General features: G+C 28.8%; 32 protein-coding genes. 3 read left to right on the forward strand and 29 right to left on the reverse strand.

Annotated elements, in window-relative coordinates; genetic code table 11:
• Positions 1-19 precede the first annotated feature (19 nt).
• The 18 genes from CARM_RS05135 to CARM_RS05220 all read right to left on the reverse strand — a co-directional run bounded on the left by CARM_RS05135 (position 20) and on the right by CARM_RS05220 (position 12,808).
• Positions 20-349: a Spx/MgsR family RNA polymerase-binding regulatory protein gene (locus CARM_RS05135; RefSeq protein WP_139425885.1), complete on the reverse strand. Its 330-nt coding sequence runs from the start codon at positions 347-349 to the stop codon at positions 20-22.
• Positions 343-1,683, reverse strand: coding sequence for a class II 3-deoxy-7-phosphoheptulonate synthase (locus CARM_RS05140; RefSeq protein WP_139425883.1), 1,341 nt, complete (start codon positions 1,681-1,683; stop codon positions 343-345). The genes CARM_RS05135 and CARM_RS05140 overlap by 7 nt, the downstream gene beginning before the upstream one ends.
• Positions 1,684-1,735: 52 nt before the next feature.
• Positions 1,736-1,957, reverse strand: coding sequence for a cupin domain-containing protein (locus tag CARM_RS05145; protein ID WP_236633243.1), 222 nt, complete (start codon positions 1,955-1,957; stop codon positions 1,736-1,738).
• A gap of 133 nt (positions 1,958-2,090) precedes the next feature.
• Positions 2,091-2,447, reverse strand: a complete 357-nt coding sequence (rplS, locus tag CARM_RS05150; protein WP_044598941.1) for a 50S ribosomal protein L19 — start codon at positions 2,445-2,447, stop codon at positions 2,091-2,093.
• 11 nt (positions 2,448-2,458) lie between these two features.
• Positions 2,459-3,163, reverse strand: coding sequence for a tRNA (guanosine(37)-N1)-methyltransferase TrmD (trmD, locus tag CARM_RS05155; protein ID WP_139425880.1), 705 nt, complete (start codon positions 3,161-3,163; stop codon positions 2,459-2,461).
• A complete protein-coding gene (gene rimM, locus CARM_RS05160) occupies positions 3,160-3,684 on the reverse strand; it encodes a ribosome maturation factor RimM (protein ID WP_139425878.1) in 525 nt (174 codons plus the stop codon). The genes trmD and rimM overlap by 4 nt, the downstream gene beginning before the upstream one ends.
• Complete coding sequence (locus CARM_RS05165; protein WP_039641761.1) at positions 3,674-3,919, reverse strand: KH domain-containing protein; 246 nt, start codon at positions 3,917-3,919, stop codon at positions 3,674-3,676. Before CARM_RS05165 ends, rimM begins: the two co-directional genes overlap by 11 nt.
• A 2-nt stretch (positions 3,920-3,921) precedes the next feature.
• Positions 3,922-4,149, reverse strand: coding sequence for a 30S ribosomal protein S16 (gene rpsP / locus CARM_RS05170; RefSeq protein ID WP_012661702.1), 228 nt, complete (start codon positions 4,147-4,149; stop codon positions 3,922-3,924).
• A 71-nt stretch (positions 4,150-4,220) separates the two neighbouring features.
• A complete protein-coding gene (ffh, locus tag CARM_RS05175) occupies positions 4,221-5,558 on the reverse strand; it encodes a signal recognition particle protein (RefSeq protein WP_139425876.1) in 1,338 nt (445 codons plus the stop codon).
• Between the two features lie 62 nt (positions 5,559-5,620).
• Complete coding sequence (locus CARM_RS05180; protein ID WP_139425874.1) at positions 5,621-6,373, reverse strand: pseudouridine synthase family protein; 753 nt, start codon at positions 6,371-6,373, stop codon at positions 5,621-5,623.
• Positions 6,354-7,538 (reverse strand): lipid IV(A) 3-deoxy-D-manno-octulosonic acid transferase, encoded by a 1,185-nt coding sequence (gene waaA / locus CARM_RS05185; RefSeq protein WP_139425872.1) that lies wholly within the window; start codon positions 7,536-7,538, stop codon positions 6,354-6,356. The genes CARM_RS05180 and waaA overlap by 20 nt, the downstream gene beginning before the upstream one ends.
• Positions 7,535-8,254: a zinc ribbon domain-containing protein gene (locus tag CARM_RS05190; RefSeq protein ID WP_139425870.1), complete on the reverse strand. Its 720-nt coding sequence runs from the start codon at positions 8,252-8,254 to the stop codon at positions 7,535-7,537. Before CARM_RS05190 ends, waaA begins: the two co-directional genes overlap by 4 nt.
• 11 nt (positions 8,255-8,265) lie before the next feature.
• Positions 8,266-8,991 (reverse strand): Nif3-like dinuclear metal center hexameric protein, encoded by a 726-nt coding sequence (locus CARM_RS05195; RefSeq protein ID WP_139425869.1) that lies wholly within the window; start codon positions 8,989-8,991, stop codon positions 8,266-8,268.
• Entirely contained in the window at positions 8,981-9,841 is an 861-nt protein-coding gene (gene glyQ, locus CARM_RS05200; protein ID WP_139425993.1) for a glycine--tRNA ligase subunit alpha, read from the reverse strand. Before glyQ ends, CARM_RS05195 begins: the two co-directional genes overlap by 11 nt.
• Complete coding sequence (locus tag CARM_RS05205) at positions 9,841-10,347, reverse strand: DUF3972 domain-containing protein (RefSeq protein WP_139425867.1); 507 nt, start codon at positions 10,345-10,347, stop codon at positions 9,841-9,843. The genes glyQ and CARM_RS05205 overlap by 1 nt, the downstream gene beginning before the upstream one ends.
• 9 nt (positions 10,348-10,356) lie before the next feature.
• Positions 10,357-10,851 carry a 5-(carboxyamino)imidazole ribonucleotide mutase gene (gene purE / locus CARM_RS05210; RefSeq protein ID WP_139425865.1) on the reverse strand — a complete coding sequence of 165 codons (495 nt, stop codon included), beginning with the start codon at positions 10,849-10,851 and terminating at the stop codon, positions 10,357-10,359.
• Positions 10,848-12,104, reverse strand: a complete 1,257-nt coding sequence (locus CARM_RS05215; RefSeq protein ID WP_139425863.1) for a peptidase U32 family protein — start codon at positions 12,102-12,104, stop codon at positions 10,848-10,850. Before CARM_RS05215 ends, purE begins: the two co-directional genes overlap by 4 nt.
• The gene (locus CARM_RS05220; RefSeq protein ID WP_139425861.1) at positions 12,101-12,808 is read right to left on the reverse strand and encodes a protein phosphatase CheZ; all 708 of its coding nucleotides are present in this window, start codon (positions 12,806-12,808) and stop codon (positions 12,101-12,103) included. Before CARM_RS05220 ends, CARM_RS05215 begins: the two co-directional genes overlap by 4 nt.
• 213 nt (positions 12,809-13,021) lie before the next feature.
• Between CARM_RS05220 and glnA the strand changes: the two genes are divergently transcribed.
• Complete coding sequence (gene glnA, locus CARM_RS05225) at positions 13,022-14,452, forward strand: type I glutamate--ammonia ligase (protein WP_139425859.1); 1,431 nt, start codon at positions 13,022-13,024, stop codon at positions 14,450-14,452.
• Positions 14,453-14,479: 27 nt separating this feature from the next.
• On the opposite strand, the gene purU is transcribed toward glnA, so the two are convergent.
• Genes purU through CARM_RS05265 form a run of 8 tightly spaced genes read right to left on the reverse strand, consistent with a single transcriptional unit; the run spans position 14,480 to position 20,135 of the window.
• A complete protein-coding gene (gene purU, locus CARM_RS05230; RefSeq protein ID WP_139425857.1) occupies positions 14,480-15,307 on the reverse strand; it encodes a formyltetrahydrofolate deformylase in 828 nt (275 codons plus the stop codon).
• Positions 15,304-16,413, reverse strand: coding sequence for a tRNA nucleotidyltransferase/poly(A) polymerase family protein (locus CARM_RS05235; protein WP_139425855.1), 1,110 nt, complete (start codon positions 16,411-16,413; stop codon positions 15,304-15,306). Before CARM_RS05235 ends, purU begins: the two co-directional genes overlap by 4 nt.
• Positions 16,382-16,813, reverse strand: coding sequence for an effector protein CiaD (gene ciaD, locus CARM_RS05240; protein ID WP_139425853.1), 432 nt, complete (start codon positions 16,811-16,813; stop codon positions 16,382-16,384). The genes CARM_RS05235 and ciaD overlap by 32 nt, the downstream gene beginning before the upstream one ends.
• Positions 16,810-17,058 (reverse strand): hypothetical protein, encoded by a 249-nt coding sequence (locus CARM_RS05245; protein WP_139425851.1) that lies wholly within the window; start codon positions 17,056-17,058, stop codon positions 16,810-16,812. The genes ciaD and CARM_RS05245 overlap by 4 nt, the downstream gene beginning before the upstream one ends.
• Before the next feature lie 59 nt (positions 17,059-17,117).
• A complete protein-coding gene (locus CARM_RS05250; protein ID WP_139425849.1) occupies positions 17,118-18,290 on the reverse strand; it encodes an MFS transporter in 1,173 nt (390 codons plus the stop codon).
• On the reverse strand, positions 18,287-18,460 hold the full coding sequence (locus CARM_RS05255; RefSeq protein WP_176301002.1) for a hypothetical protein: 174 nt from the start codon (positions 18,458-18,460) through the stop codon (positions 18,287-18,289). Before CARM_RS05255 ends, CARM_RS05250 begins: the two co-directional genes overlap by 4 nt.
• A 53-nt stretch (positions 18,461-18,513) precedes the next feature.
• Entirely contained in the window at positions 18,514-19,308 is a 795-nt protein-coding gene (gene flgG, locus CARM_RS05260; RefSeq protein WP_139425847.1) for a flagellar basal-body rod protein FlgG, read from the reverse strand.
• A 17-nt stretch (positions 19,309-19,325) separates the two neighbouring features.
• Positions 19,326-20,135, reverse strand: coding sequence for a flagellar hook-basal body protein (locus CARM_RS05265; RefSeq protein ID WP_139425845.1), 810 nt, complete (start codon positions 20,133-20,135; stop codon positions 19,326-19,328).
• Between the two features lie 135 nt (positions 20,136-20,270).
• On the opposite strand from CARM_RS05265, the gene rpoD reads away from it, so the two are divergent.
• Positions 20,271-22,148, forward strand: coding sequence for an RNA polymerase sigma factor RpoD (rpoD, locus tag CARM_RS05270; protein ID WP_139425843.1), 1,878 nt, complete (start codon positions 20,271-20,273; stop codon positions 22,146-22,148).
• A gap of 21 nt (positions 22,149-22,169) precedes the next feature.
• Here the strand turns inward: rpoD and CARM_RS05275 are convergent, their stop codons facing one another.
• The 3 genes from CARM_RS05275 to rpe form a co-directional block, all read right to left on the reverse strand.
• Positions 22,170-24,263, reverse strand: a complete 2,094-nt coding sequence (locus CARM_RS05275) for an RNA degradosome polyphosphate kinase (RefSeq protein ID WP_139425840.1) — start codon at positions 24,261-24,263, stop codon at positions 22,170-22,172.
• A gap of 297 nt (positions 24,264-24,560) precedes the next feature.
• Positions 24,561-25,325 (reverse strand): 3'-5' exonuclease, encoded by a 765-nt coding sequence (locus CARM_RS05280; protein ID WP_139425838.1) that lies wholly within the window; start codon positions 25,323-25,325, stop codon positions 24,561-24,563.
• The gene (gene rpe, locus CARM_RS05285) at positions 25,322-25,969 is read right to left on the reverse strand and encodes a ribulose-phosphate 3-epimerase (RefSeq protein ID WP_139425836.1); all 648 of its coding nucleotides are present in this window, start codon (positions 25,967-25,969) and stop codon (positions 25,322-25,324) included. The genes CARM_RS05280 and rpe overlap by 4 nt, the downstream gene beginning before the upstream one ends.
• Positions 25,970-26,111: 142 nt before the next feature.
• Here rpe and rpmB point away from each other — a divergent pair, with 142 nt between their 5' ends.
• Positions 26,112-26,306 (forward strand): 50S ribosomal protein L28, encoded by a 195-nt coding sequence (gene rpmB, locus CARM_RS05290; protein WP_012661734.1) that lies wholly within the window; start codon positions 26,112-26,114, stop codon positions 26,304-26,306.
• Positions 26,307-26,321: the final 15 nt, after the last annotated feature.

Consider the following 26,321-nt stretch of genomic DNA (forward strand, 5'->3'; position numbering starts at 1 on the left):
GAGTTTTTACTCTAGCATTTTAAAAACTCTCATATTCTTTAGCTATAAAAACTTCATCATCTTTTACGATTAATGGGCGTTTTATCAGCGTTGGGCTCTGTAAAATCATAGCTTTAATCTCATCTTGGTTTAGACTTTGGAGTTTTTCTTTATTTAATCCTATTTTTCTAGCACTCATACCTGCTGTATTTACAAGCTCCAAAACACTTCTTTTGCTAAGCCAAAAATTCAAAGTTTCTTCATCTATTTTTTTAATATCCAAAAACTCAAATTCAATCTGCTTAGAATTAAAATAATCCATAGCTTTTTTAACACTATTACAATTTTTTATACCATAAAATTTTAACATTTTCTCGCCTTTTTAACTAAGTCTGCTATCAAAAACGCTAATTCTAAAGCTTGATCAGCGTTTAATCTTGGGTCGCATTGTGTTTCATAGCGTTTAGATAGTTCTTCTTGAGTGATATTTAAAGAGCCTCCCACGCATTCAGTTACATTTTGCCCTGTCATTTCCAAATGCACCCCACCAGGATAGACTTTTTCACTCATTGCTATTTCAAAAAATGCACGAACTTCTTGCATAATCTTGTTAAATTCTCTTGTTTTAAAATTTCCCGATTTAACCGTATTTGCATGCATAGGATCAATACTATAAAGTATATTAAAACCTTCATGTTTTAATTCTTTAAATAGTTTTGGTAAAGAATTTGCTATCTTATCACACCCCATACGAATGATAAAATTCAATCTTCCTGCTTCATTATGCGGATTTAAAATGCCTACCAACTTTTTAATCTCATCTAAATTATAATTAGCACTAATTTTTACACCCAAAGGATTTTTTACTCCGCTAAGAAAATGAACATGTGCTTCATCTGCATTTCTAGTGCGTTCGCCTATCCAAAGCATATGAGCTGAACAATCATAAATTTCACCACTTAAACTATCTACTCTTGTTAGTGCTTCTTCATATGGCAAAAGCAAAGCTTCATGAGAAGTATAAAAGGCTGTTTGAGAAAGATTTGGCGTATCTGTGATACCACAAGCTTGCATAAAAGCTAAAGCTTGAGTGATTTTTTCACTAAGTTCATCATATTTTTTACCAAGCTCTGCTTTTTTTAAAAAACCTAGATTCCACTTATGCACCACTCTTAAATCTGCCAAACCACCTCTAGAAAAAGCTCTTAATAAATTTAAAGTCGTAGCACTTTGATAATATGCTTCTAACATTCTTTTAGGATCAGCTATTCTTGATTTTTCATTAAATTCAAAACCATTTATAATATCACCACGATAACTTGGGAGTTTTACTCCATTAATTTCTTCAAAATTACTACTTCTTGGTTTTGCAAACTGCCCTGCAACACGACCCACTTTAACAATAGGGCAAGATCCTGCAAAAGTTAGCACTATAGCCATTTGAAGCATAACTTTAAACATATCTCTTATATTATCAGCACCAAAATTTACAAAGCTCTCCGCACAATCCCCTCCTTGAAGCAAAAAAGCCTGTGAATTTGTAACTTTAGCAAGAGATTTTTTTAATTTATCTACTTCACCTGCAAAAACCAGTGGTGGTAATTTTTCTAGCTTCTTAACAACTTCTTGTAATTCATTTTCATTAGGATATTGTGGTTGTTGTTGAATTTTATAGCTTTTCCAAGAATTTTTCGTCCATTTCATAGCTTAACTTCCTCATTTTAGTAAGCTAAAATTATACAAAATAAGACTTAAATTAAGATTTTAAAATATTTTCAATGCGTCTAAAACTATCTTGCTTATATAAAGTCAAACGGATTATAGAATCCTCTAGAGCTAAAAGATTATGAGTTTCATTAGCTTTTAAGCTAATACTATCTAAAGTCTTAAGTAAAATTTGTTGATTTGAAACCCCAAAATTGATAGAACCTTTTAATATTTGTATAACAATATCAAAAGGTGCTTTATGATCTTTCATAAAGCTATCTTTTGACATACTTATGCAGATTTCTTTAGTATAATTATTTTCTATTTTTTAAATACATTTATACCATTTTGAATTTCTTGCTCCCAAGAAATTACTTTATATATTTGGGTTTTAAATTCCACTATTATTTTTTTAGTTCTTTAATACGCGCAGCCTTACCTCTTCTATCTCTTAGATAGAATAGTCTAGCACGACGAACACGCCCTCTTCTTAATACACTAATACTTTCTAAACTTTCACTATAAATAGGGAAAATTCTCTCAACACCAACATTGTTAGCACCAATTTTACGAACTATAAAAGTTTCATCTACACCATTACCTCTACGAGCTATACAAATGCCTTCAAAATTTTGAATTCTTGTTTTATCGCCTTCTTTAATGCGAATAGCAAGTCTTAAAGTATCTCCAGCACGAAATTCTGGAACATTTTTACCTTCAATTTGTTTTTGTTCAAATTGCTCAATGTATTTATTTTTCATAATGATATTCCTTAAAATTTGCGTTCATGCTTTTGATACAAATCAGGACGAAAATATTTCGTTTTGCAAGACGCCAAAGTAGTTTTTAAAGCTGTGATTTTAGCGTGATTTCCCTTTAAAAACTCTGAAGGCACATAAAATTTTTTATTTTCTTTTTCAAAAACAAAAGGTTTAGAAAATGACGGGGCTTCTAATAAGTCATTTTCGAAACTTTCTTCATTTAAACTTTCGTTATTACCGAGCACACCTTTAATATTGCGACTTATAGCATCGCACATTACCAAAGAAGCCAACTCTCCACCTGTAAGTATAAAATCGCCTATAGAAAAAATTTCATTAGCAAATTCTTCTACGATACGCTCATCTAAACCTTCATATCTGCTACTAACAAAACAAATATGATCTTTTTTACTTAATCTTTTAGCATCAACTTGCTTAAAAGTCTTAGCACAAGGCAAAAGAAAAATAAAATGCACATTTTTATCTTGCTTTTTGATATACATTAAACAATCATATAAAGGCTGAGCCTGTAACAAAAGCCCCGCTCCTCCACCTATTTTATAATCATCTACTTTTAAATGCTTATTTGTGGTGAAATTTCTAGGATTAACAAAAGCAAATTCTAAAACCTTCTTTTCTTTCGCTCTTGCTAAAATAGAAGTTTGAAAATAAGGCTCAATAAGCTTTGGGAATAAACTTACAAAAGTATATTTCATGAATTTTCTAAAATATCCAAAGCAGATTGTGTAAATATTTTTTTATTTTCTATATCAATTTTTTGAATATATTTATCAACATAAGGAATATAAAAGTTTTTAATATTTGTTTGCAATCTATCATCACATTTTATATAAAATAAAAACCCGGCTCCATTTTCTAAAATATCTTCAACTACACCTAATTTTTGCTCATTTTCAATAACATCACATCCAATTATATCAAAATAAAAATACTCATCTTTTTTTAATTTGCAAGTTTCTTTTGTAGCTTCAATAGTTTGAAAAAGAATAATATTAGTCAAGGTTTTAGCCGCTTCAACATTCTCAAAACCTTCAAATAAAACCAAAGATCTAATTTTATCAAAAGCTTTTATGGTGTAAATTTTTTGATGATTATCAAAAAATTTAGCACCTATTTTAAACTGCTCATAAAAATCACTTAGATTATGTAACTTTACATAACCTTTTAAACCAACACTTTTCCCAAGTTTAGCAACTTGGACCAAATCATTCTTCAATAGCTTTTACCGTTATACGATATGAGGTTACATCTTTAACTTTATAAGCCATAATGACTGTTTTTATTGCGTTGATTAATTTTCCATTTTTTCCGATCAACTTACCAGTATCAGATGGATCGACATAAATGATAATTTCAGCAAAATTATTTTCTAAATTTTGTCTTTGTATATCAACTTTTTCAGGAAAATCGACAATTAATTTTGCGTATTCTCTTAAAAAATTTTCAACCATTTTTATTTGCTTGTAATAGCTGCTACTCTATCGCTTAATTTAGCACCTACGCTTTTCCAATAAGCTAAACGCTCAGCATCAAATTTTACCACCTCAGGTTCAACCATAGGATTGTAATATCCAATGCTTTCTATCCAGCTACCATCGCGTCTTTTTCTACTATCAGTTACAACTATACGATAAAATGGTCTTTTTTTGCGTCCCATTTTTGTAAGTCTGATTACTGTCATTTTAATACTCCTAAAAAAATTAAAATTTTGTTATAGATATTTTAACTCATATATCCATAAAAAAGCTTTAATTATTGCGGTCTTTTAGCCTGTTGTAACATATTCATAAAATTTTCCATTCCTTTTTTATTTGAAAATTTCTTTGCTAACTTAGCCGCATTAGCAAATTGCTTTAAAAAGCGATTGACTTCCATTTGAGATAAACCAGCACCCTCTGCAATACGACGTTTTCTTGCATTATTCAACAAATCAGGATTTTCTCTTTCTTTTGGCGTCATTGATGAAATCATTGCTTTGATATGAACAATCTCTTTAGAATTATCTAAATCAATATCTTTAATATTTGCTGCCATAGATGACAAACCAGGTATCATACCAATGATTGATTTCATGCTACCAAGTTTTTTAACACTTTCCATTTGATTTAGAAAATCATTAAAGTTAAATTCACCTTTTTTAATTTTCTTATTTAAAATTTTAGCCTCTTTTTCATCTATAATAGCTGCTGTTTTTTCAGCCAAAGTTGCCAAATCACCCTCACCCATGATACGATTAACAATTCTATCAGGAATGAAAATTTCTAAATCGGCTACTTTTTCACCCACACCGATAAATCTTAAAGGCACACCAATTTGTTTAGCTATACCTAGCGCAACACCACCTTTAGTATCTGCATCAAATTTACTTAAAATAACTCCAGTAACTCCTAAAGCTTCATTAAAGCTACTTGCTGTTTTTACACCATCTTGACCACTCATAGCATCAGCTACATAAAATACTTCATCAGGATTTAAAATAGTCTTTACTTCTTTAAGTTCATTCATTAAAGCAATATCAATAGCCAAGCGACCAGCAGTATCTACAAGCAAAACATCATACATAGAATTTTTTGCTTTTTCTAAAGCTTGTTTAGCTACATTTAAAGGATTGCTTTCATTTTCTATGAAAAACAAATCAAGCTCATTAGCTTGAGTGAGTTGTCTTAATTGCTCTACCGCAGCTAATCTTTGCAAGTCACATGCAGCAATTAGTACTTTTTTATTTCTTAGCTTTAAGTAATTAGCAATTTTTACCGTAGTGGTAGTTTTACCACCACCTTGCAAACCACACATCAAAACAACCGTAGGTGGCTTACTAGCAAACACAAAACCTTGATTTTTACCTTTAACACTAAGAATTTCTTCTAAATTTTTCTTAATTGAGTCTAAAAATTGTTTTTGGCCTATGCCATTAGTTTTAACATCATTTTCTACTAAAGTAAGCAATTCTTTCGTAACTTTATGATGTACATCTGCTTTTAAAAGGGCTTTTTTTAAAGTATCAAGAGCATTTTTTAAAGCTTTTTCATCATCAACAAAACGAAGTTTATTAACCGCGGATTTAAATGACTCACTAACTATCTCAAACACTTTATTTTCCCTTTATTAAAATTAAAAGTATAAATTATAAACCCTTTTAGCTTTAAACGCCTTTAAAAATTTAAATTTTTTATTTCAAAACCATAAACATTAAAGCTCTCATCAAGCAAGGCTTTAAATTGATAATCAAAAATATGCGTTTCATAAGAGTGTAAAAACATTCTAGAAGAGCTAATTTTTGCATATTTTTCATCGCCTATAATACCATGTTTAATATAATTTAAATGTACTCTAATTTGATGCGTTCTACCTGTTTTTATAATCGCTTTAATTAAAGTTTTTTTAGCATTTACCATTAAAGGAATAACTTGAGTATGAGCTTCCAAACCAAATTTATCAATTTTACTAAAAGCACCGTTTTTATTTTTTATTGTAGAAATTTTTTCACAAATTTCAAGTTCCTCAGCAATCACTCCATCAACAATAGCTAAATAACTTTTATAAACATCTTGCTTTTTATACTCTTGAATACATCTTAGTCTAAATTCCTCATCCTTACTTAAAAGCAACACGCCACTTGTTTCTTTATCAAGTCTGTTAATTAATTTAGCATTATAAACACCTTCTAAATTCTCACTGATCTCTCCATAAGGCTTGTTTAAAGCTATGATTTTATCATCTTCAAAAAGTATTTTCGCTTTCTTGATTTTTTGCACAACAAATCTTGTTTTAGGGCTCATTAAAGCTCTAGCTATAACAACCTTTCTACCCATAGCAAAAACGCAGCCTTTATCAATTAGATTTTTTGCTGTATTATTGGAAATTTTTTCTTGCATTGCAAGTAATTTATAAGCTTTTTCTTGCATCTAAACCTTCTTTTATACTTAATATAATTTCACTTAAATCATTTTGTTCTTTAACTCGTGCTTGCAATAGCTTTTGCTTTAAAAAATTGTTTATATCTTTTACATTTTCACAAATATATAAATCATCAACTTCTTGATATAAACTTTCTTGATTAAAATAATATTTTCCTGAAATAATAATATTATTCCACCTAGCTGCTTCTATAGGGTTATGTCCACCTATATTTTCCACAAAAGAACCACACAAGAAAACCACATCGCTAATTTTATAAAAACTCTCAAGCTCACCCAAAGTATCTAGCAATAAACATTTGCTCTTAAAAAAAATTACAAATTCATTTTCGCTTAAAGTAAAGTCTGAAAATTTTTGCATATTATAGTGATTTTTTTGACAAAAATCTTTTAAAACCCTTTCAACCTCGCCAAAACGCTCCGGATGTCTTGGAGCAATAATTAATTTATCATTTTCTTCTAATTTAATTTCATTAAGCAATAATTGCTCTTCATTTTCATGCGTGCTAGCAAATACAATAATTCTGCCTTTAGGCTTTGAATAATTTTTCACCTGCTCTTGTCTTATATTTGCTTTAATATTTTTATACGCAATAACATTTCTAGCACCCAAACATTCTAGCCTTTGCTTATCTTTTTGGCTTTGTGCAAACACAACATCTATATATTTAAAAACTAAACGATAAAAAAAACTAAAACGCTTATAATTTTTTAAAGATTTATCACTTATTCTAGCATTTAATAAAATCACTTTTGCATTATAAAATTTAGCCATAAAAACAAGCATAAGCCAAAGTTCTGCCTCGAAAATAACCAAAACTTTACAAGAAGTCATCCAAAAAGGTATGAAAATTTCAAATGGAAAAAAATTTACTTTTTTAGAATATCTTAAAGCTTCGCTAAAACCGGTTTGAGTAATAGTTGAAATTTTACAAGTTGGAAAAAGTTTTATCAAAGGAGAAATGCTTTTAATTTCACCAAAAGAACAAGCATGAAAATATACATCACCTTGCTTTTGCTTTAAATTTTTGTAAAGAAAAAATCTTGATTTTAAAGATTTTTTATATTTTTCCTTGCAAAAACTTAAAGCCAGCAAAAAAGGTGCTGTGATTATATATATCATCACAGCAAAAATATAATAAAAAAAAATCAATTTTGATTTTCTTCTTTTTCTTTAAATAAAATTCTTCCACAATGCGGACAAGTAACAATCTCATCACCTTTTAAAACCGCTAAATAAGTTTTATCATAAATTCTCATAAAACAACCATAGCAAGCATGTTTTTTTACTGGAACTACAGCACTATTTCCAGCCCATTTTCTAATTTTTTCATAAAAAGTTAGAACTTTTTGGTTTATCTCGCCCACTAATTTTACTTTTTTATCATAAATTTCTAATCTTTCTTTTTCAATATCCACCAATACTGCTTTGGTTTGTGCGTCTATTTGATCCACTTCATTTTCAAGCTCAGTTCTTTTTGTTTGCAATTCTTGTTTAAATTTTTCTTTATTTTCTAATATTTTATCTAATCTTTCTATTTCTTCATTTGCTGCATCAAGCTGTTCTTTGGCTATATCTTCTTCAATTTTTAAAGCATTTGCTTCTTTTTCAGTTTTAACTGCTGCACTTTTTTTTGCCAATTCTTTAATTTTAGTTCCAAATTCTGCTATATGGATATTATTTTGGTTTTTTTGGTTTTCCAAATCTTTTATATCTTTATCAAAAGTATTAATTTCATCTTCTGTTTTATCAAGCAATGCTCTTTTTTCTTTTAAATCTTTAGTTGCATTATCTACTCTATGAGTGAAACCATCTAATTCTTTATCTATTTGTGATAAAGCTATAAGTTGTTCTAAATATTTATTCATTGAAAATTTCCTTAAAAATATTGAAATGGATTTTTTGAAACTGATATTATAACTTCTAAATGAAATTTTTGCAAATCTTTTGCTAAAATTTCACCAAAACATAACTCACTTTCATAATGACCTATATCAATTAAACTAAGTTTATTATGATAACTTTGCATAGCTTGATGGTATTTAAAATCTCCACTCAAAAAACAATCTGCTTTTACATTAGAAATTAAATCTCCACCACTCCCCGTACAAATAGCCAAAGTTTTAATTTGGTTATCATGAGCTTTTACTACTCTAATATAATTAAGTTTTAATATTTGTTTTACATGCGATATTAACTCATTAAATTTAAAATCAACATCACAATAAATCAAAAATTCATTCTGCTCTTTGATTTTAAATCTTAAGATTTCACTTGTAAAATAAGTATTTAAATGACTTAGGTCAAAATTTGTATGCATAGCAATTAAGGCTATATTCTTTTGTATCATTTTTGTAATGAGTTTTTGTGGATAAAATTCACCACTTAAATTTTTTAAACCTTTAAAAATCAAAGGATGATGAACTATAAATAGTGAATTTTCACTTGCGTTTTCAATTAAATGCATATCTACATCAAGAGCAAGATATATTTTGTCTATTTCTTGATTAAAATTTCCAAGTAACAAACCACTATTATCCCAAGAACTTTGTGTTTCAAAGGGACTAATAGTATCTAAATAATCATAAATTTCTTTAATTTTCATCTAAACTTTCTTTATATATTAAAGCACAATTTTTAGATAATTCTCTAATTTTAAGCATAAAATCTTGCCTTTGAGTTACCGAAATAGCTCCTCTTGCATCAAGCAAATTAAAAGTGTGTGCAGCCAACATACAATAATCATACGCAGGTAAAGCAAGCTTTGCTTCTAATGCATTTTTACACTCATTATAAGCATTTTCAAATTGTATATTTAGTGTTTTTATATCACTGATTTCAAAATTATATTTACTAAATTCAAATTCACCTTGTTTATGAACATCTTTATAAGTAATTTTTTCACCATTAAATTCATTCCAAACTATGTCATATACATTATCTACATCTTGCAAATACATGGCAATTCTTTCTAAGCCATAGGTAATTTCAGCACTAACCAAATCTACACTTATACCACCAACTTGTTGAAAATAAGTAAATTGCGTTACCTCCATACCATCAAGCCAAACTTCCCATCCTAAACCCCAAGCACCCAAACTTGGACTTTCCCAATTATCTTCAACAAAGCGTATATCGTGAGATTTTAAATCAAAACCTAAATTTTCTAAACTTTTTAAATACAACTCTTGAATATTATCAGGGCTTGGTTTAATTAAAACTTGGAATTGATAATAAGCACCCAACCTATTAGGATTTTCTCCATATCTACCATCCGTCGGCCTTCTACTTGGTGCTACATAAGCAGTTGCCCATGGTTTTTTTCCTAAACTTCTTAAAAAAGTTGCAGGATGAAAAGTTCCTGCACCAGCTGGAAAATCATAAGGTTGCATAATAGCACACCCTTGTTTTTGCCAAAATTCTTGTAAATTTAATATCATTTGAGAAAAAGTCATCATTTTTCTTCCTTTAATTCCTCTGGCTTTTCGCTATTATTTGCATAAAGTTCTATGGTTTTATTCCACATCATTTTATATTTTCTTTTTAAAAATTCAACTTCATTGCGAGCATATTTAAGTTGTTCATTAAGATTTTCTATGGTTTTTCTATCTTCATCATACAATTCTTGCATAGAATATAAAGCATCTTTTAAAAATTTATTTTCACCCTTTAAAGCTTCTAAGGTTTCGTCCTTAGCATCAAGAACTTTTTCATGTAAATTTAAAATAGTTCCTATAGTTTTTTCTACAAAACTTTCTCCTGCTAATGTCATAGAATTTATCATAGCAGGTTGTTTTGAACCCGCAGGAATAACGCTAAAAGTTCCTTGATTAGCTTCTATATAAATTTTACCTTCTTCTTCTTTGAAATTCAAAGCTCCATTAGCCATCATTCCTTTTACAACATCTTCTGATAAATGCACTAATTGACAAAATTCTTTCATCTCTAAATAAGTTTGCATATATAATCCTTAAAGAAAAACTTCGATTGTGCTAGAATCTTGAATTAATTTTTCTTGTTGTTTTTTTCTATCCTCTAATAATTTTTGCCCTAAATCTTCATCTTCAATAGCCAAAATTTGCACTGCTAAATAAGCTGCATTTATAGCTCCAGCTTTACCTATAGCCAAAGTTGCAACAGGAATACCACTAGGCATTTGCACAGTAGAAAATAAAGAATCCATGCTAGCTAAATTACTTCCTGGCATAGGTATGCCCAATACAGGCTTTGTTGTATGTGCTGCCACAGCTCCTGCTAAATGTGCTGCCATGCCAGCTGCAGCTATAAATATCTTAGCACCCTTATCTTCAGCTTCTTTTATATACTCTTGAGTTCTTTTAGGGCTTCTATGAGCTGAAGTTACTAAAATTTCATATTTTACTCCAAATTGTTCAAAAACCCCCAAAGCTTCTTTCACAACATCATAATCACTTTTGCTACCCATTAATATAGATACAAATTTCACTCAACACTCCTTCTTAAAAAGCTAAATTCTGGAAGCTTAAATGGCAAAATAATTTCATTTTCGTTACCACTATGAATTTCATTAAATTCTTTATTATTTTTTGCTAATAATTGTTTAAAAACTATAAAATTTTTTCCATCTTTTTGATAAGTTAAACCTATTTTATTTTCCCCTAATTCGATTTTACTATTTATAGGAGTTAAAATTTCATATTCTTTGTTTAATTGTATTTTACCTTTACATTTAAAAACTTCACCATCTTCACTTATTGCATGAACTTGATGAGTTCCCTCTTCTATGCTTGTATTATGGTTAATAGAATCAGTTTTTTCATAAGCTCTTGAAACTAAATATCCATCTGTAAAACCTCGATTTTTTAAAGTATGAATTTCTTTTTCATATTTAGTAGCATCAAAAGCATTATTTAACACATCTTCTACAGCCATTTTGTAAGTTCTTGTAGTTAATGCTACATAATATTCACTTTTAGTTCTTCCTTCTATTTTAAAAGCGTGAATACAATTTTCTTGCATAATTTTTTGAATATAAGAACTTAAATTTAAATCTTTAGAATTAAATACATGAGTTCCATTTTCATCCTCTTCTAATCTAAAAAGAGTATTAGTTTCTGGATTTTTGGCATAAAGTTCGTAATTAAATCTACAATCATTCGCACATGATCCACGATTACTCATACGACCACTTTGCACTGAACTTATCAAACACCTTCCAGAATATGCAAAACACATAGAACCATGAACAAAACTTTCTAGTTCGATATCGCAATTATTTTTTATATCTTTGGCGTCTTTTAGACCTAATTCTCTTGCTATAACAACACGCTTTGCCCCCATATCCTTATAAACTTGAGCATCTAAATAATTTAAAATATTAGCTTGGGTTGATACATGTAAATTTATTTCAGGTGCAAGCTCTTTAACTAAACGCATAACACCCACAGAAGCCACTATAAAAGCATCAGGCTTCATCTCTTTTAGTTTTAAAATATGTCTTTTTAAACCTTCAATTTGTGAGCTAAAATGAAAACCATTGATTGTTACATAAATTTTCTTACCCTTTGTATGAGTATAATCAATAGCCTCTTTAAAAGTTTCATAATTAAAATCCCTGGCAGTTCTTGCTCTTAACGAAAAATTACTTACTCCTGCATAAACTGCATCAGCACCATAGGCTAATGCAATTTTTAATTTTGTAAAATTTCCTGCTGGAGAAACAATCTCAGGAATAATCATTTTTTTCCTAAACTAGCAATCAAGGCCTCTATATCATCATTACTTACAACATCTGCAGTTGTATCACCTTGAATATGCACCGCAGATCCAACGCGTTTTTCATCATCAATTTTACCTTCAAATAAACTACTCATATATCTACTTAAAGCTCTCATTACATTTATAACGCGTTCAATTTTTTGACGATGTATATCTTGATACTGCATAGCATCCATAGCCATCATCACCTCATCTTGACCAGTTTGCAAACAACCTGTAATCTCATCAATAATATTTTTAGCATTATTATTTGTGTCAATAGCTTCTTTAAAACTTGCTACATTTGGAAATTTAGCATTTAATTTTTCAAAAATCTCTATGTTTTTATTTAGAGCATCACTAATAACACAAAGTTCATTCTCAGAATTTGCAAAAAAATCATTGATAACCTCAAGCTTTTCCATCATTTCAGTAGCTTTAATCTCACTATCTCTTGTAACATCATCAAGCTGATGTACAACTTTATGCTCTTTACTAGGTGGTGGTGGTGGCCAAGCCATATCTGCTCTTGCTTTATAATCTCCATTGATCATATCATTAACAATTTGCTTGTTTTTTTCTTCATCTTCATAGTCTGTTTCAGGCTTTACCTCGGTATCCTCTACATTGTCAAGATCTAAGTCCTCAGTACTATTCATTAAAGCATCTAATTCTTCTTGAGTCATTGTTACACCTTTTTTGATTATAAAAACTAATTTTGGATTATATTACAAAAAAATATAATCCAAAATTAATTTTTTAAAATTAATTACATTTTTTATATAAAAATTTCTTTTTTTATTTGATTATAAAAAATATATTAATTTAAACTTAATTTAAAAAAAATATATTACAATCTTAAAAATAAAAACAAATGTCTAATTAAAAAAGGAGAAAAAATGGGTAAATTTGTAAATAGTATTGATGAGTTTTTTAGTTACACACAAGAGCATGAAGTTTTATTTGTTGATTTTAGATTTACTGATATGATAGGCACATGGCATCATCTTACTTACAACATAAAAGCTATTGATCACAAGACTTTTGAAAACGGAATTCCTTTTGATGCGAGCTCCTTGCATGGATGGCAACCTATAGAAAAATCAGATATGATTTTAAAACCTGATGTAGAAAGTGCATTTTTAGATCCTTTTACAGCAGATCCTACTATTATAGTAATTTGTGATGTATATGATATTTACAAAGATCAAATGTATGAAAAATGTCCAAGAAGTATTGCTAAAAAAGCTATGCAATACTTAAACACAAGTAATATCGCTGATACAGCTTTTTTTGGTCCTGAAAACGAATTTTTTATTTTTGACAATGTAAAAATAGTTGATTCATCAAATTGCTCTAAATATGAAGTTGATACCGAAGAAGGTGAGTGGAATGACAATAAAGATTTTATAGATAGCTACAATAGCGGGCATCGTCCTAGAAATAAAGGTGGATATTTTCCAGTAAGCCCTATTGATTCTAGTGTAGATATTAGAGCTGAAATGGTACAAGTTTTAGAAAGAGTTGGTTTAAAAACTTTCGTACATCATCATGAAGTAGCACAAGGTCAAGCTGAAATAGGCGTAGAATTTGGAAATTTAGTTGAAGCGGCTGATAATGTTCAAATTTATAAATATGTAGTAAAAATGGTAGCACATTTAAATGGTAAAACAGCAACCTTTATGCCAAAACCACTCTATGGGGACAATGGAAGTGGTATGCATGTACATATGAGTCTTTGGAAAGATGGGGTTAATTTATTTTATGATAAAGAAGGCTATGGAAAACTAAGTGAATGTGCAATTAATTATATCGGAGGAATTTTAGGAAATGCTAGAAGTGTTGCTGCATTTACCAATCCTAGTTCAAATTCTTACAAAAGAATAGTTCCAGGTTTTGAAGCACCTTGTATATTAACTTATTCTTGTCAAAATCGTTCTGCAAGTTGTCGCGTGCCTTATGGTATCAATGAAAAAAGCGCAAGAGTTGAAATAAGATTTCCTGATAGCACTTCTAATCCATATTTAGCTTTTACAAGCTTACTCATGGCAGGACTTGATGGTATTAAAAACAAAATTCAACCAGTAGGTCCAATGGATGAAAATTTATTTGCCTTAACTTTAGATGAGATTAGAGAAAAAGGTATAGAACAACTACCTCATACTTTAAGAGGATCTTTAGAAGCGCTTATTAGAAAAAATGCTTTTTTAAAACCTGTAATGAGTGATGTGTTTATTGATGATTATCAACACATGAAATTCGAAACTCAAGTTTGGCCTGTAGAAGCTAGACCTACTGCATATGAGTTTAAAACTTGTTATTCTTGCTAATTTTGATGCCATAAAGGCATCAAAAATTTAAAATACTATTGTTTTATTATTATGTATAAAAATCCTATCATCAAACACTAAATCTAAAGCTTTAGAAAAAACATTTTTTTCTACATTACGCCCCGCTTGTTGCATAGCTTGCCAAGAATACTCATGAGTAACTGGTATTACATCTTGAGTAATGATTGGACCTTCATCTAAATTGTTATTTACAAAATGTGCAGTTGCGCCTATGATTTTAACCCCTCTTTCATAGGCTTGTTTATAAGGATTAGCCCCTATAAATGCAGGTAAAAAAGAATGATGAATATTAATAATCTTTCCTTCAAAATGTTCTACAAAAGATGGAGATAATATTCTCATATATTTAGCCAAAACAATATAATCAAACTCATATTGCCTTAAACACTCTAGCATTTTTTTTTCATGCTCTTGCCTAGTTAAATCTTGTGCTAAGATAGTATGAAAAGGTATATTAAATTTATTTACCAGTGGTTTTAAAATGTCATAATTTGCCACTACAGCTTTGATATTTGCATTAAATTCTCCACTAAATTGACGAATAAGTAACTCGCCCAAGCAATGTGTTTCTTTAGTTGCTAAAACAATAATATCTTTTTTTCTTTTTGGGGTAATTTCAATTTGTGCATTATCAGGAAGCATAGCTTCAAGTGTTCCTTTAAAAGCTTTTATATCAAGCTCTCCTTCTAAATGTGCTCTAAAGAAAAAACGATTTTCACCAACAAATTCATCATTTTTTATAATATTGATTCTGTATTTAAAAATAACATCTGAAATTCTATAAATCAAACCTTTTTCATCGCTACTTGAAATTTTTAAAATATATTCATTCATTTTTGCTCCTTTATATAGTTTTTTAATTCTTGCAATCTTCTTTTTTCAAGTTCAACTCCAAGCTCTTTCCCGCTAAATCCTTCTTTTAATAAATCATTTGCACTAATTTTACTTTCAAAAGTATGATTATATAAATTTAATTTTTTAGCTTGCACAATACGCTCATCACTCCAAAGTCCAAGCCATTTACAAAGTGGTATTTTTAAAGCAATTTTAGCTAAATTAAAATCGTCAATTATACCTAAAACAAATTCTTGTTCGCATTTTTTTAAAAGCTCTTTTTTTAATTTTGTTTTTTTAAAAAAATCCTCTTTGTTTATATGAAAAAAATTTAAATACAAATATAAAAACAAAGCTTCATCTTTAATAAATTTTTGACTTTGTCTTAAAAGATTTTCAAATTCAGTATTTTGTGTTTTATAAAAAAAGATTTTTTCCTCTAAATTTAAAATTTTAAAATACCCATATGCTTTGTCAAGATTTGAAGTTTTAAAAATTTTATATAACTCATTATTAATACGATCTCTTGAGAGTTCATTTATATCCATAGTTTGCATTAATTTTAAACTTTCTTTTGCAATCATTAAATCAAATCTACACGCAAAAGAAATTCCACGAAGCACTCTTAAACTATCTTCTATAAAACTTTTATCATCAATATGTCTTATAATCTTTGCTTGTAAATCTTGCAAACCATTAAAAAAATCTAAAAATTCAAAATCAAAAATATTTACCATTAAAGCATTAATGGTAAAATCTCTTCTTTTAGCTCCTTCTTGCTCATCATTGCAAACTTTAACCTCAAAACCTTTGTGGCCTTTAGAAATTTTATTTTCATATCGTGCTAAAGCTAAATCAAATTTTTTATACTTATAAACAAAAAAACTTTTTCCTACGCCACTTGCTCCAAACTTTTTCATAAGTTCATCAAAAAGTTTAGGGTGTATGTCATATATTTCTATATCATAATCATCACTTGATAAATTTAAAAAGGAATTTCTTACACAACCACCTACTAAATAAGCCCTTTTTGTGTAAGATTTAAGTATATTTTTAATACTTAAAAAATCTTGATCATTTTTTAAGTCTATCTTCAATTTTTGCAAGTAAAAACTCTAAAAAAGTAATAGTTATATCTAATCTTTTTTCCAAATGTTCATCTTTGGTATTTTTTAAACCTTCAAATAATACCAAAATACGCTCTCTAATATTTTTTAAAAAAAACTCTTCATTATTTTGTATATTTTCTTTTTCATTTTCAATTGCTTCTATTTTTATATCTATATTTTGTTTTTCATCTTTAACATTCACTTCTAAATCATCAAGCTCTTGCATTAATTCTTGTGTCACTTTATTTATCTCTTCTTTATTTTTTTTTTCTTGCAAATTGATATCTTCTTTTATTTCTTCTACCATAGGAGCAAACTCTTCATTTTTATTACTCTTGCTATCTAATTCAGAATTGACTTCATTTATAGCCATTTTTGCTAAATCTTCTATATTCATAATTTTATCAACCACCTTTTAAATTCATTGACTTCTTCATCACTTTTCATATGAACAAAAAAATCAAGCATTTCATAATTTAAATCCTCATGATTTGATCGCAAACCACTTAAACGCCTTATGGCATCGATTGCATTTTTATTTTGAGGATCTTGTTTTAATATATTTTTATAAATTTCCAAGGCTTCATTTTTTAAGCCTTGCGCTTCATATATAGAAGCTTCTGTTACTGTGTATCTCATTATAAATCCATAAAATAAAATATTGAAATTTTAACAAAAAAGGCTTTAAATTATTTTAATTATCACTTAATTGTAGGAGCTTTGTATGCTAAAAAAACAAAAATATTTAATAATATAGCTACTGCAATTAAAACAACAAAACCTAAAACAAAATTTCCAAATTTATCATGAAGTAATCCTATAATCCAAGGTGCTTGAGCTGCTATTAAATACCCTATTCCTTGTGACATAGCAGAAAGTTTTGCTGCTATAATAGAATTTGAACTTTTCATAGCAATAAATAACAAGGATATAGTAAAAACTCCACTAGAAGCACATCCTAAAAAAATAGCCGCTAAAAACAATATTGCTTTTATATTGCAAAGAAAAATTAACACAAAACTTAAAAGATATAAAAAACCTAATGTAATTATTGCAAAACTCTTAGCATGAAATCTAAGTTTTCCTAAAAGTATTGGTAGCAAAAATGCCACTGGCATTCCTACAACTTGAGATAATAATAAAATATTAGATCCAAAATCTATTCCAAAGCCCTTTTCACTAATCATTACACTAAGCCAAGCAAAAAGACTATAAGATAAAAAACTTTGCAAACCCATTACAATAGTAACTTTCCAAGCTGTTAAATTTAAAAATATATTTATATTATCCATACTTTTATTTTTAGAACGAAATAATCTTTTATTTTTTAAATGTGGAAAATAAAAAAATAAAGCAATTAAAGCTAAAATAATCCAAAAAAACATAGCTTGAGGAACATCAAAAATTTTAAGTAAAGGCAAAGATAAAGCCACACCTGCGATAGATGATACACCAATAATAGAACCATATAAACCCATTATTTTATAGGCTTTAGATGAAAATTTTTCTTTAATAAAAGAAGGTAGCAAAACATTAGCTATGGCAATACCCCCACCGATTAAAAAAACCCCAAAAAATAAACCTATATTTCCACCATAACTTCTAACAATTTCACCAAAAGCAATTAAAATTAAAGCGAAAAATAAAGCTCTAATCTGCGAAAAATATGCTACAAAAAAAGATATAAGCCCAAAAGCTATTAATGGTAAAGTAGTTAGCATACCCACTAAAGTGGAATTAATCTTATAATATTCTTGAATATGCTCTACCATAGGTCCTATAGAAGTTATAGGTGCTCTTAAATTTAAAGCAAGAGTGATTACAACTAAAATATTAATCCAAAAGAATTTTTTATATGAAAATTGAACAATCATAATTCTTTTTGATTTAAAATATTTTCAAGATATTTTTGTCTATCATGATTAGTATCTTTTTGTTCTATTTGTTTTTGAGCTTTTATTGTATCATTTTCCTTGGAAAAGTAAATATAATCAATAATAAAAATAAAAGATATAATTACAATCAAAGGTATTAAAAAAATCATATTTTAATCTTATATTAGAGTTTTTACTTAATCAATTAAAACGCTAGATAATTTTAGCGTTTTAATTGATTTACTATTCCAAGCATATCATCACTTGTAGTGATAGCTTTCGAACCTGCCTCATAGGCTCTTTGTCCTGTGATTAAATCAGTCATTTCTTCAACAAGTTGCACATTGCTAAGTTCAACAAAACCATGCTTTATAGGAGAAAAACCATTTTCACCCGCAATACCTGCAATAGGTGCTCCACTTGCATCAGTTTCTACTAAAAGATTATCCCCAAGTGCGTGCAATCCTGCTGGATTGATAAAATTTACAAGTTCAATTTGACCTATTTGAGTTTCAGCGGTATTTCCTGGTTGTATCACAGAAATAGTTCCATCACTCGCAACATTTATAGCAGTTGCATCTTCTGGTATGGTCATTTCAGGTAAAAGTCTATAACCATCTGAATTTACTATATTTCCTTCTGCATCTTTTGTAAATTGACCATTTCTAGTATAAGCTATAGTGCCATCAGGCATTTGAATTTGGAAAAATCCATTATTCCCAGCAATTGCCATATCAAGACCTGCAGTAGAAGTTTGTTTTAAACTACCCTCACTAAAAATTTTACTTATAGCAGTAACTCTTGAGCCAAGACCTACTTCTATACCACTTGGATGTTTGGTTGTACTTGAAGTTGAAGTACCTGCGTATTTCATAGTTTGATACATCAAATCTGCAAATTCCGCACGAGATTTTTTATAACCAACTGTATTTACATTTGAAATATTATTTGATGTTACATCAATTTGAGTTTGCTGTGATACCATCCCTGATGCTGCTGTATATAATGATCTTAACATTTTACCTATCCTTAGTTTTATTTAGTACTTGCTAATTTATTAATAGCTTCTTGATTTAAATCATCCATATGAGAAGTCATAACTTTTTGATACATCTCAACCATTCTATTTGCTTCTATCAAACCTACCATTTCTGTAACTGGATTTACATTAGAACCTTGAGTAAAACCTTGTTTTACAGCATTTGAATTTGGCAAGTCTCTAATTTTATTTAAATCAATCTTATACATATTATCGCCATCTTTTTGTAAATCTCTTAAATCATCTACTTGAGCTACAAATAATCTTGCGATATTTTGGTTAGAAGCACTTATTATTCCATTTTTATCGACATTTATAAAAGAGGTAGAATCCCCTATGCGTATGCCATCATTTTCTGGGTTGTTAAAATAATCACTACTTAAAACCCTATAACCTTGACGATTTACTAAATATCCTTCTTCATCAAGTTGAAAATTTCCATCCTGACTTAATCTCACTTCTCCATTATTCGTTTTAATGAGATAAAAAGTATCCTCGCGTGTTAATGCTAAATCTAAAGGATTATGTGTCATCTTCATCGAACCTACGCTAAAATTTGTATAAACATGATTCACCTGTGGAACTCTATCAATAGTTGTATTAACAAATCTTGCAGCATCTCTTGTATGATTTTGTATAGGCAACTCATCTTGAGTTTCTTTAAAAATCCTTTTAAAATCTGCAATAACAACATTATCTCTTTTATAGCCACTTGTATTAACATTTGCTAAATTGTTTGTTACTACATCTAAACGATTAAATTGAGTAACCATAGCACCTGTAGCTTGATAATAACCATTTTGCATTATTTTTCCTATCTAAAATCTTAGTTTTGTCAATACAAAGCAATTTGTGTTCCAAAATATTTTTATTTATTTTTAATTAAATTTTAGGCATAATAATTAGTTTTACACTATAAATTATAAATTCAAGGAGTAATCATGGCTAATGAAACCAATATCCTAGAAGAGCTTTTTAAAGAAAATTCTAAAGATTATATCACATATGAAAAACTTGTCAAGTATTTGTCAAAACTTCCGAATGCAAATAGTGCTAAAAAAATCCGTGATTTAATGAATAAATATAAAGTAGAATTAATTTCTTCAGCGGAAATTGCAAAAAAAAGAAATTTAGAAGAAGCAAAAAAACTTCAAGAAGAAAAACAAAAATTACAAGATATAAGTTTAGAAAATGAATTTGATTTAGCCAATGAAAATGATTTACTTGAATGGAGTAGATCTGATTCTCCTGTAAGAATGTATTTAAGGGAAATGGGGCAAATTGCGCTTTTAAATAAAGACGAAGAAATTGAAATTTCTAAAAAAATTGAACTGGGTGAAGATATTATTATTGATGCATTTTGTTCAGTACCATATTTAATTGATTTTATTTTAGACTACAAAGAACCTTTAATCAATAGAGAAAGAAGAGTGAAAGAACTTTTTAAAAGTTTTGAAGATGATGAAAAAAATGATGAAGAAAAAAGCGATGAAGATATTGATAATGATGAAGAAGATGAAAATGAAGAAAATGGGAACTCCATCGAAAAAAAACCTAAAAAAATAAGTAAAAAAGAAGATGAAAGAACTCTTAAAGTTATAGAAAGTTTTAAAGCTTTGGAAAAAGCTAAAAAAGAATGGTTAAAAACCATATCTACTATTAACGCAGAAAAAAATGATGATGAATTACTAGATAAGTTAATAATTGCTTTTAAGAAAAACATATTAAAAGAAAAATTAATGGATCTTGGTCCAACCTCAAAACTTATTTCCGAAATTGCAAAGTCCATAGAAACAGCACTAAAAAGTGATGAAGAATTTGATAAAGAATTAAAGCGTTTGGAATACCGCTTACCAATGTTTTCAGAAGAATTAAAACAAAGACACCAAGATATCTTAAAAGACATTACCAAACTTAGCAAAGAAGAAATTACAGAACGAGCATTAGAAACTACTATGGTTAGCACTTATATGGAGATTAAAAAACTCATTCAAACCAAAGAGGCGAGCCAAAATTCCTTTGATTTAGGGAAAGATCAACTAAAAGAAATTTTAGAACAAATCAAACGAGGTAAAAAAATATCTGATGAAGCTAAAACTAGAATGGCAAAATCAAATTTACGCTTAGTTGTCAGCATTGCTAAAAGATACACAAATCGTGGGTTACCTTTTTTAGATTTAATCCAAGAAGGCAATATAGGCTTGATGAAAGCTGTTGATAAATTTGAATATAAACGTGGTTATAAATTTTCAACTTATGCAACTTGGTGGATTAGACAAGCTATCTCAAGAGCAATTGCTGATCAAGCAAGAACTATTAGAATTCCTATCCACATGATAGAAACGATTAATCAAATCAATAAAATCATTAGAGAATATTTGCAAAAAGAAGGTAAAGAACCTGATGTAAGCATCATAGCAAAAGAAGTTGGACTTAGCATAGATAAAGTTAAACAAGTAATTAAAATTACCAAAGAACCAATTTCACTTGAAGCTCCTATTAGCAACGAAGATGATGGTAAATTTGGAGATTTTGTAGAGGATAGAACCTCTATTTCACCTATGGACCATATTCTAAAAGATGATTTAAAAGAGCAAATAGATGAAGTGTTAGATCAATTAAACGATAGAGAAAAAGCTGTCATTAGAATGCGTTTTGGTTTGATGGATGATGAAAGCGATAGAACATTAGAAGAAATTGGCAAAGAGCTTAATGTTACAAGAGAAAGAGTAAGACAAATAGAAAGTTCTGCCATAAAAAAACTCAAACATCCAAAAGTTGGAAGAAAACTAAAAAATTATATAGAAGGATGGAAATAATCCTTGTTTTACAAACAAGGATTAACTATCTCTAAAAAGTTTTGTTGCTAAATGCGTTGCCCTGCTATGATCAGTATCTTTTTTCAAAGTGTTAAAAATTCTACCAATATACTCTTCTAAAATTTGTTGAGAATTACTAATCTTTTCTTCATCTTTTAAACTAATTTTACGATACCTTCCTTCATTATCAAGCTCATAAGCTAAATCATTATCACTTAATTGTAATTTTAAAATTTGAGCTAATTTTGCACGAGAATGCTCATCAAATATAGGAGTCATCAACTCTAGTCTTCTTTCTAAATTTCTTGGCATCCAATCAGCACTTGATATAAAATAATTTGGTGCTGTATGCTTAAAATATAAAATTCTAGCATGCTCTAAATATTTTCCTACTATACTTCTAACCTTTATATTTTCACTATATCCTTTTACCCCGGGTCTTAAACAACAAATTCCTCTTACAATGAGTTCAATTTTTACACCCTTATTTGAGGCTTCATATAAAGCCTTAATTACATCTCCATCTACCAAAGCGTTCATTTTGGCTATGATTACCCCATCTTTTCCATAACTTGCTTCAGTAGCTATCATATCTAAAATTCTCTCTTTGATTTGTTTTGGACTCATCGATAAAGTCTTTAAGCGACGGCTTTTGCTATATCCTGAAAGTATATGAAAAAAAGTTGTTGTGTCTTGAGAATATTCTTCTTTAGAAGTAAAATAACTCACATCGGTATAAATTTTTGCCGAGCTTGCATTATAATTTCCTGTGCTAAGGTGATTATAAATTTTTAACTTTTCCCCTTCTTTTCTTATAACTTGAGCAACTTTTGCATGCACTTTAAAACCAGTAATCCCATATATAACATGTGCCCCTGCATTTTCTAATGATTTTGCCCAGTGTAAGTTATTTTCCTCATCAAAACGTGCCTTTAACTCTACCATTACAGTCACTTGCTTGCCATCACTTGCTGCATCAATTAAAGCTTGAACTATGTTTGAATTTTTTTCTACCCTGTAAAGAGTCATTCTTATAGAAACAACCTTAGGATCTTTACTTGCTTCTTTGATAAATTGATACACAGGTTCAAAACTCTCATAAGGCTGTATAGCCAATATATCTTGTTTATCAATTGCGCTAAAAATAGATACATTATCCCCAAAAGGTGGTAGAATTTTTGGTGTATATACAGGATTTAACAAATGCGTAAATTCTTTATTGGAAATGATTTGCCATAATGAAGGTAAATTTAAAAGTATGCTATACTCATAAATATCTTTATGAAAAATATTCATATGAGAACTTAAAAATTCAATCAACTGATCATCTGCACCTTTTTCTATTTGTAAGCGTATAAAAGCACCTTTTCTACGAAGCTTTAAACCCTGCTCTAAAATCAACATAAAATCATCAGCTTCCTCTTCTTCTATTTCCATATCCGCATTTCTAGTTACTCTAAAAGCAGCCGAAGATAAAAGCTTATAGCCTGGAAAAATATGCTCTGTATGATGACGCACTATACTTTCTATAGGCACATAAATGTTAGAACTTACTTGATAAAATCTTGGTAAAACCCTAGGTATGCGTATCATACCAAATTTTAAAAGATCAGGATGCATAGGATCACAAAGCTTCACTGCCAAAGAAAAAGAAAGATTATTTAAATGCGGAAAAGGATGGGTTGCATCAACAGCAATAGGCACTATCACAGGAAAAATATTAGAAAAAAAATGCTCATTACATTGTTGTTTTAAATCCTCATCAAGCTCTTCATAAGATCGAATAAATAAATTCTCTTTTTCTAAATCTTGAGTTATCTTAGTAAAATATTGTTCTACTACATATTTTTCTTCATGTAAATAATTTCTAATAGCCTTAAGTTGAGCTAAAGGCGACATTTCATCATTACTTGCCGTGCTTATCCCTGCTACAAAAAGCTGTTTTAAACCAGCCACTCTTATCATATAAAATTCATCTAAATTAGTACAATATATAGCAATAAATTTAAGTTTTTCAAGCAAAGGAAGATCTTTAGAGCATTGATCTAAAACACGGGAATTAAATGCAAGCCAAGAAAGTTCTCTATTGATATACATTGATGGTTGAATTTGCATAATAACCTACCTTATTTTATAATATCTATATTTTAATATTTCTTTTATTAAAATTTATTTTATTTTTGTATGCTAGATAAATTAAATCACACAAAGCATCAATTTAAATTAGTTTTATGATAGAACAATTATTTCAAAAATGATTAAACAACTACAAAGCTAAAAGATTGTTTTTTTACCAAAATCCCTCCCCAGCTTTTAGAATTTTTTCATATTGAATAAAATTAGTTTATCACAAGCTCTTGCTCTTATTAAATTTTTGTGATTATATTTAAATATAAAAATAAATATGAAAAATTATTTTTTTATTTGATTTTTAGCTTGTTTGCTAAAATGTAACAATTCTTCAGTGGTTTTTATATAAAAAGGAACTTTTTTAAGACAATATTTTAAAATTTCACTTGCAGCCAAAGCATCATTTAAAGCCCTATGATGCTTACTTTCAATACACAAAAGCTCTTTTAAAGCATCAAGGCCATATTTAGGACTTTCGATACATTTTTTAGCCAAATCAATAGTACATAATCTTCTATTTAAAAGCACCCCAAAATTATTTTCATGCATAACTTTAGATATAAAATGATAATCAAAACGCACATTATGTGCTACAAAAATACTATCTTTTAAAAACAATTTAAATTCACTTAAAACATTCTTTAAAGATGGTGCATTTTTAACCATATCTAAGCTAATTCCGGTTAGTTCTGTAATATTTTCAGGTATGCTTTCTACTTTTATAAAACTTTCAAATCTATCAATTTCTCTAAAATTTTGAATTTTCACCGCACCTATTTCTAAAATTTGACCACTTTTAATCCCACCAGTACTCTCAATATCTACTACACAAAAAATTTCATCTTTTATTTTTGTATTTTTACTTTTTAAACACAAGCAATTTTGTGCATTAAGCTCCACCCCAAGTCCTAAAAGTTCAAAAATATACAAATCAAAATCATAATGATTTAGCTCTTCTATTTTTGCAAGTTCTTTTAAAACCCAAGGAAATGGTTTGTTTTCTTTGCTTAACTTGATGATTAAATCATCGATTTGTTGTTGGCTCAAAATTCAAGCTTTAAAGAATTAATTGCTGTTTTTTTATCTTGTGAAGAAAAAATATAACTACCTGCGACTAAAATATCAGCTCCTGCTTCATCTAAATCAGGTGCATTTAAGCCATTTACCCCACCATCAACTTCTATAAAAACTTTAAGATTTTTTTTATCTATTATTTCTCTTAATTGACGGATTTTATCATACACCAAAGGTAAAAAACTTTGCCCACCAAAGCCTGGATTAACACTCATTAAAAGCACCATATCTACAAATTCTAAAATATGCTCTATGCTCGAAACTGGAGTATGTGGATTTAAAACAATAGCAGGGTGAATACCATTTTTTCTTATATACTCACACACTCTAATAGGATGATTTTCAGCTTCCAAATGAAAGCTAATAAATTTTGGCTTTACTGGGATAAATAAATCTACAAAACTACTTACATTATACACCATTAAATGCACATCTAAAGGTATGGAGGTGATTTTTGAAATATTTTCAACCACACAAGGTCCAAAAGTAAGATTTGGTACAAAATGCCCATCCATCACATCAATATGCAACAAATCAGCCCCTGCTTGAGATATTTCTTTAATCTCATTTTCTAAATTTAAAAAATTTGCAGACAATAAACTTGGTGCTACATACATTATATCTCTCCAATAAAATAAAAAATAATTCTATCATACTTATTATCAAAATTTCTTTATATAATTTTTAATAATATTTGATTTTTTTAAGCTTGCTTTAGATATAATGCTAAAAATTATTTTTATTTCATAAGGAAAATTTATGTCAAGAATTTGCCAAATCACTGGAAAAGGACCTATGGTAGGTAATAATGTTAGTCATGCTAACAATAAAACAAAAAGACGCTTTTTGCCAAATTTAAGAACAGTTCGTATTACTTTAGAAGATGGAACTACTAGAAAAGTTAGAGTTGCTGCTTCGACTTTAAGAACACTTAAAAAACAAAGTAGCAAATAATCCTTAATGTAAAAG

This window comes from Campylobacter armoricus, from assembly GCF_013372105.1.
GTDB lineage: Bacteria > Campylobacterota > Campylobacteria > Campylobacterales > Campylobacteraceae > Campylobacter_D > Campylobacter_D armoricus.

What these genes read in the sequence shown, in the direction of transcription:
- CARM_RS05215 (WP_139425863.1), bottom strand. Translation starts at nt 12,104, where the DNA reads ATGATTATTCCTGAGATTGTTTCTCCAGCAGGAAATTTTACAAAATTA.
- glyQ (WP_139425993.1), bottom strand. Translation starts at nt 9,841, where the DNA reads ATGACTTTTTCTCAAATGATATTAAATTTACAAGAATTTTGGCAAAAA.
- purU (WP_139425857.1), bottom strand. Translation starts at nt 15,307, where the DNA reads ATGAATGAATATATTTTAAAAATTTCAAGTAGCGATGAAAAAGGTTTG.
- CARM_RS05135 (WP_139425885.1), bottom strand. Translation starts at nt 349, where the DNA reads ATGTTAAAATTTTATGGTATAAAAAATTGTAATAGTGTTAAAAAAGCT.
- CARM_RS05255 (WP_176301002.1), bottom strand. Translation starts at nt 18,460, where the DNA reads ATGATTTTTTTAATACCTTTGATTGTAATTATATCTTTTATTTTTATT.
- CARM_RS05265 (WP_139425845.1), bottom strand. Translation starts at nt 20,135, where the DNA reads ATGCAAAATGGTTATTATCAAGCTACAGGTGCTATGGTTACTCAATTT.
- rplS (WP_044598941.1), bottom strand. Translation starts at nt 2,447, where the DNA reads ATGAAAAATAAATACATTGAGCAATTTGAACAAAAACAAATTGAAGGT.
- CARM_RS05145 (WP_236633243.1), bottom strand. Translation starts at nt 1,957, where the DNA reads ATGAAAGATCATAAAGCACCTTTTGATATTGTTATACAAATATTAAAA.
- CARM_RS05195 (WP_139425869.1), bottom strand. Translation starts at nt 8,991, where the DNA reads ATGAAAATTAAAGAAATTTATGATTATTTAGATACTATTAGTCCCTTT.
- CARM_RS05205 (WP_139425867.1), bottom strand. Translation starts at nt 10,347, where the DNA reads ATGCAAACTTATTTAGAGATGAAAGAATTTTGTCAATTAGTGCATTTA.
- CARM_RS05220 (WP_139425861.1), bottom strand. Translation starts at nt 12,808, where the DNA reads ATGACTCAAGAAGAATTAGATGCTTTAATGAATAGTACTGAGGACTTA.
- glnA (WP_139425859.1), top strand. Translation starts at nt 13,022, where the DNA reads ATGGGTAAATTTGTAAATAGTATTGATGAGTTTTTTAGTTACACACAA.
- CARM_RS05165 (WP_039641761.1), bottom strand. Translation starts at nt 3,919, where the DNA reads ATGGTTGAAAATTTTTTAAGAGAATACGCAAAATTAATTGTCGATTTT.
- CARM_RS05250 (WP_139425849.1), bottom strand. Translation starts at nt 18,290, where the DNA reads ATGATTGTTCAATTTTCATATAAAAAATTCTTTTGGATTAATATTTTA.
- CARM_RS05140 (WP_139425883.1), bottom strand. Translation starts at nt 1,683, where the DNA reads ATGAAATGGACGAAAAATTCTTGGAAAAGCTATAAAATTCAACAACAA.
- CARM_RS05180 (WP_139425874.1), bottom strand. Translation starts at nt 6,373, where the DNA reads ATGCAAGAAAAAGCTTATAAATTACTTGCAATGCAAGAAAAAATTTCC.
- flgG (WP_139425847.1), bottom strand. Translation starts at nt 19,308, where the DNA reads ATGTTAAGATCATTATATACAGCAGCATCAGGGATGGTATCACAGCAA.
- CARM_RS05275 (WP_139425840.1), bottom strand. Translation starts at nt 24,263, where the DNA reads ATGCAAATTCAACCATCAATGTATATCAATAGAGAACTTTCTTGGCTT.
- rpe (WP_139425836.1), bottom strand. Translation starts at nt 25,969, where the DNA reads ATGTATGTAGCACCAAGTTTATTGTCTGCAAATTTTTTAAATTTAGAA.
- CARM_RS05190 (WP_139425870.1), bottom strand. Translation starts at nt 8,254, where the DNA reads ATGAATAAATATTTAGAACAACTTATAGCTTTATCACAAATAGATAAA.
- rpsP (WP_012661702.1), bottom strand. Translation starts at nt 4,149, where the DNA reads ATGACAGTAATCAGACTTACAAAAATGGGACGCAAAAAAAGACCATTT.
- rpmB (WP_012661734.1), top strand. Translation starts at nt 26,112, where the DNA reads ATGTCAAGAATTTGCCAAATCACTGGAAAAGGACCTATGGTAGGTAAT.
- trmD (WP_139425880.1), bottom strand. Translation starts at nt 3,163, where the DNA reads ATGAAATATACTTTTGTAAGTTTATTCCCAAAGCTTATTGAGCCTTAT.
- rpoD (WP_139425843.1), top strand. Translation starts at nt 20,271, where the DNA reads ATGGCTAATGAAACCAATATCCTAGAAGAGCTTTTTAAAGAAAATTCT.
- ciaD (WP_139425853.1), bottom strand. Translation starts at nt 16,813, where the DNA reads ATGAATATAGAAGATTTAGCAAAAATGGCTATAAATGAAGTCAATTCT.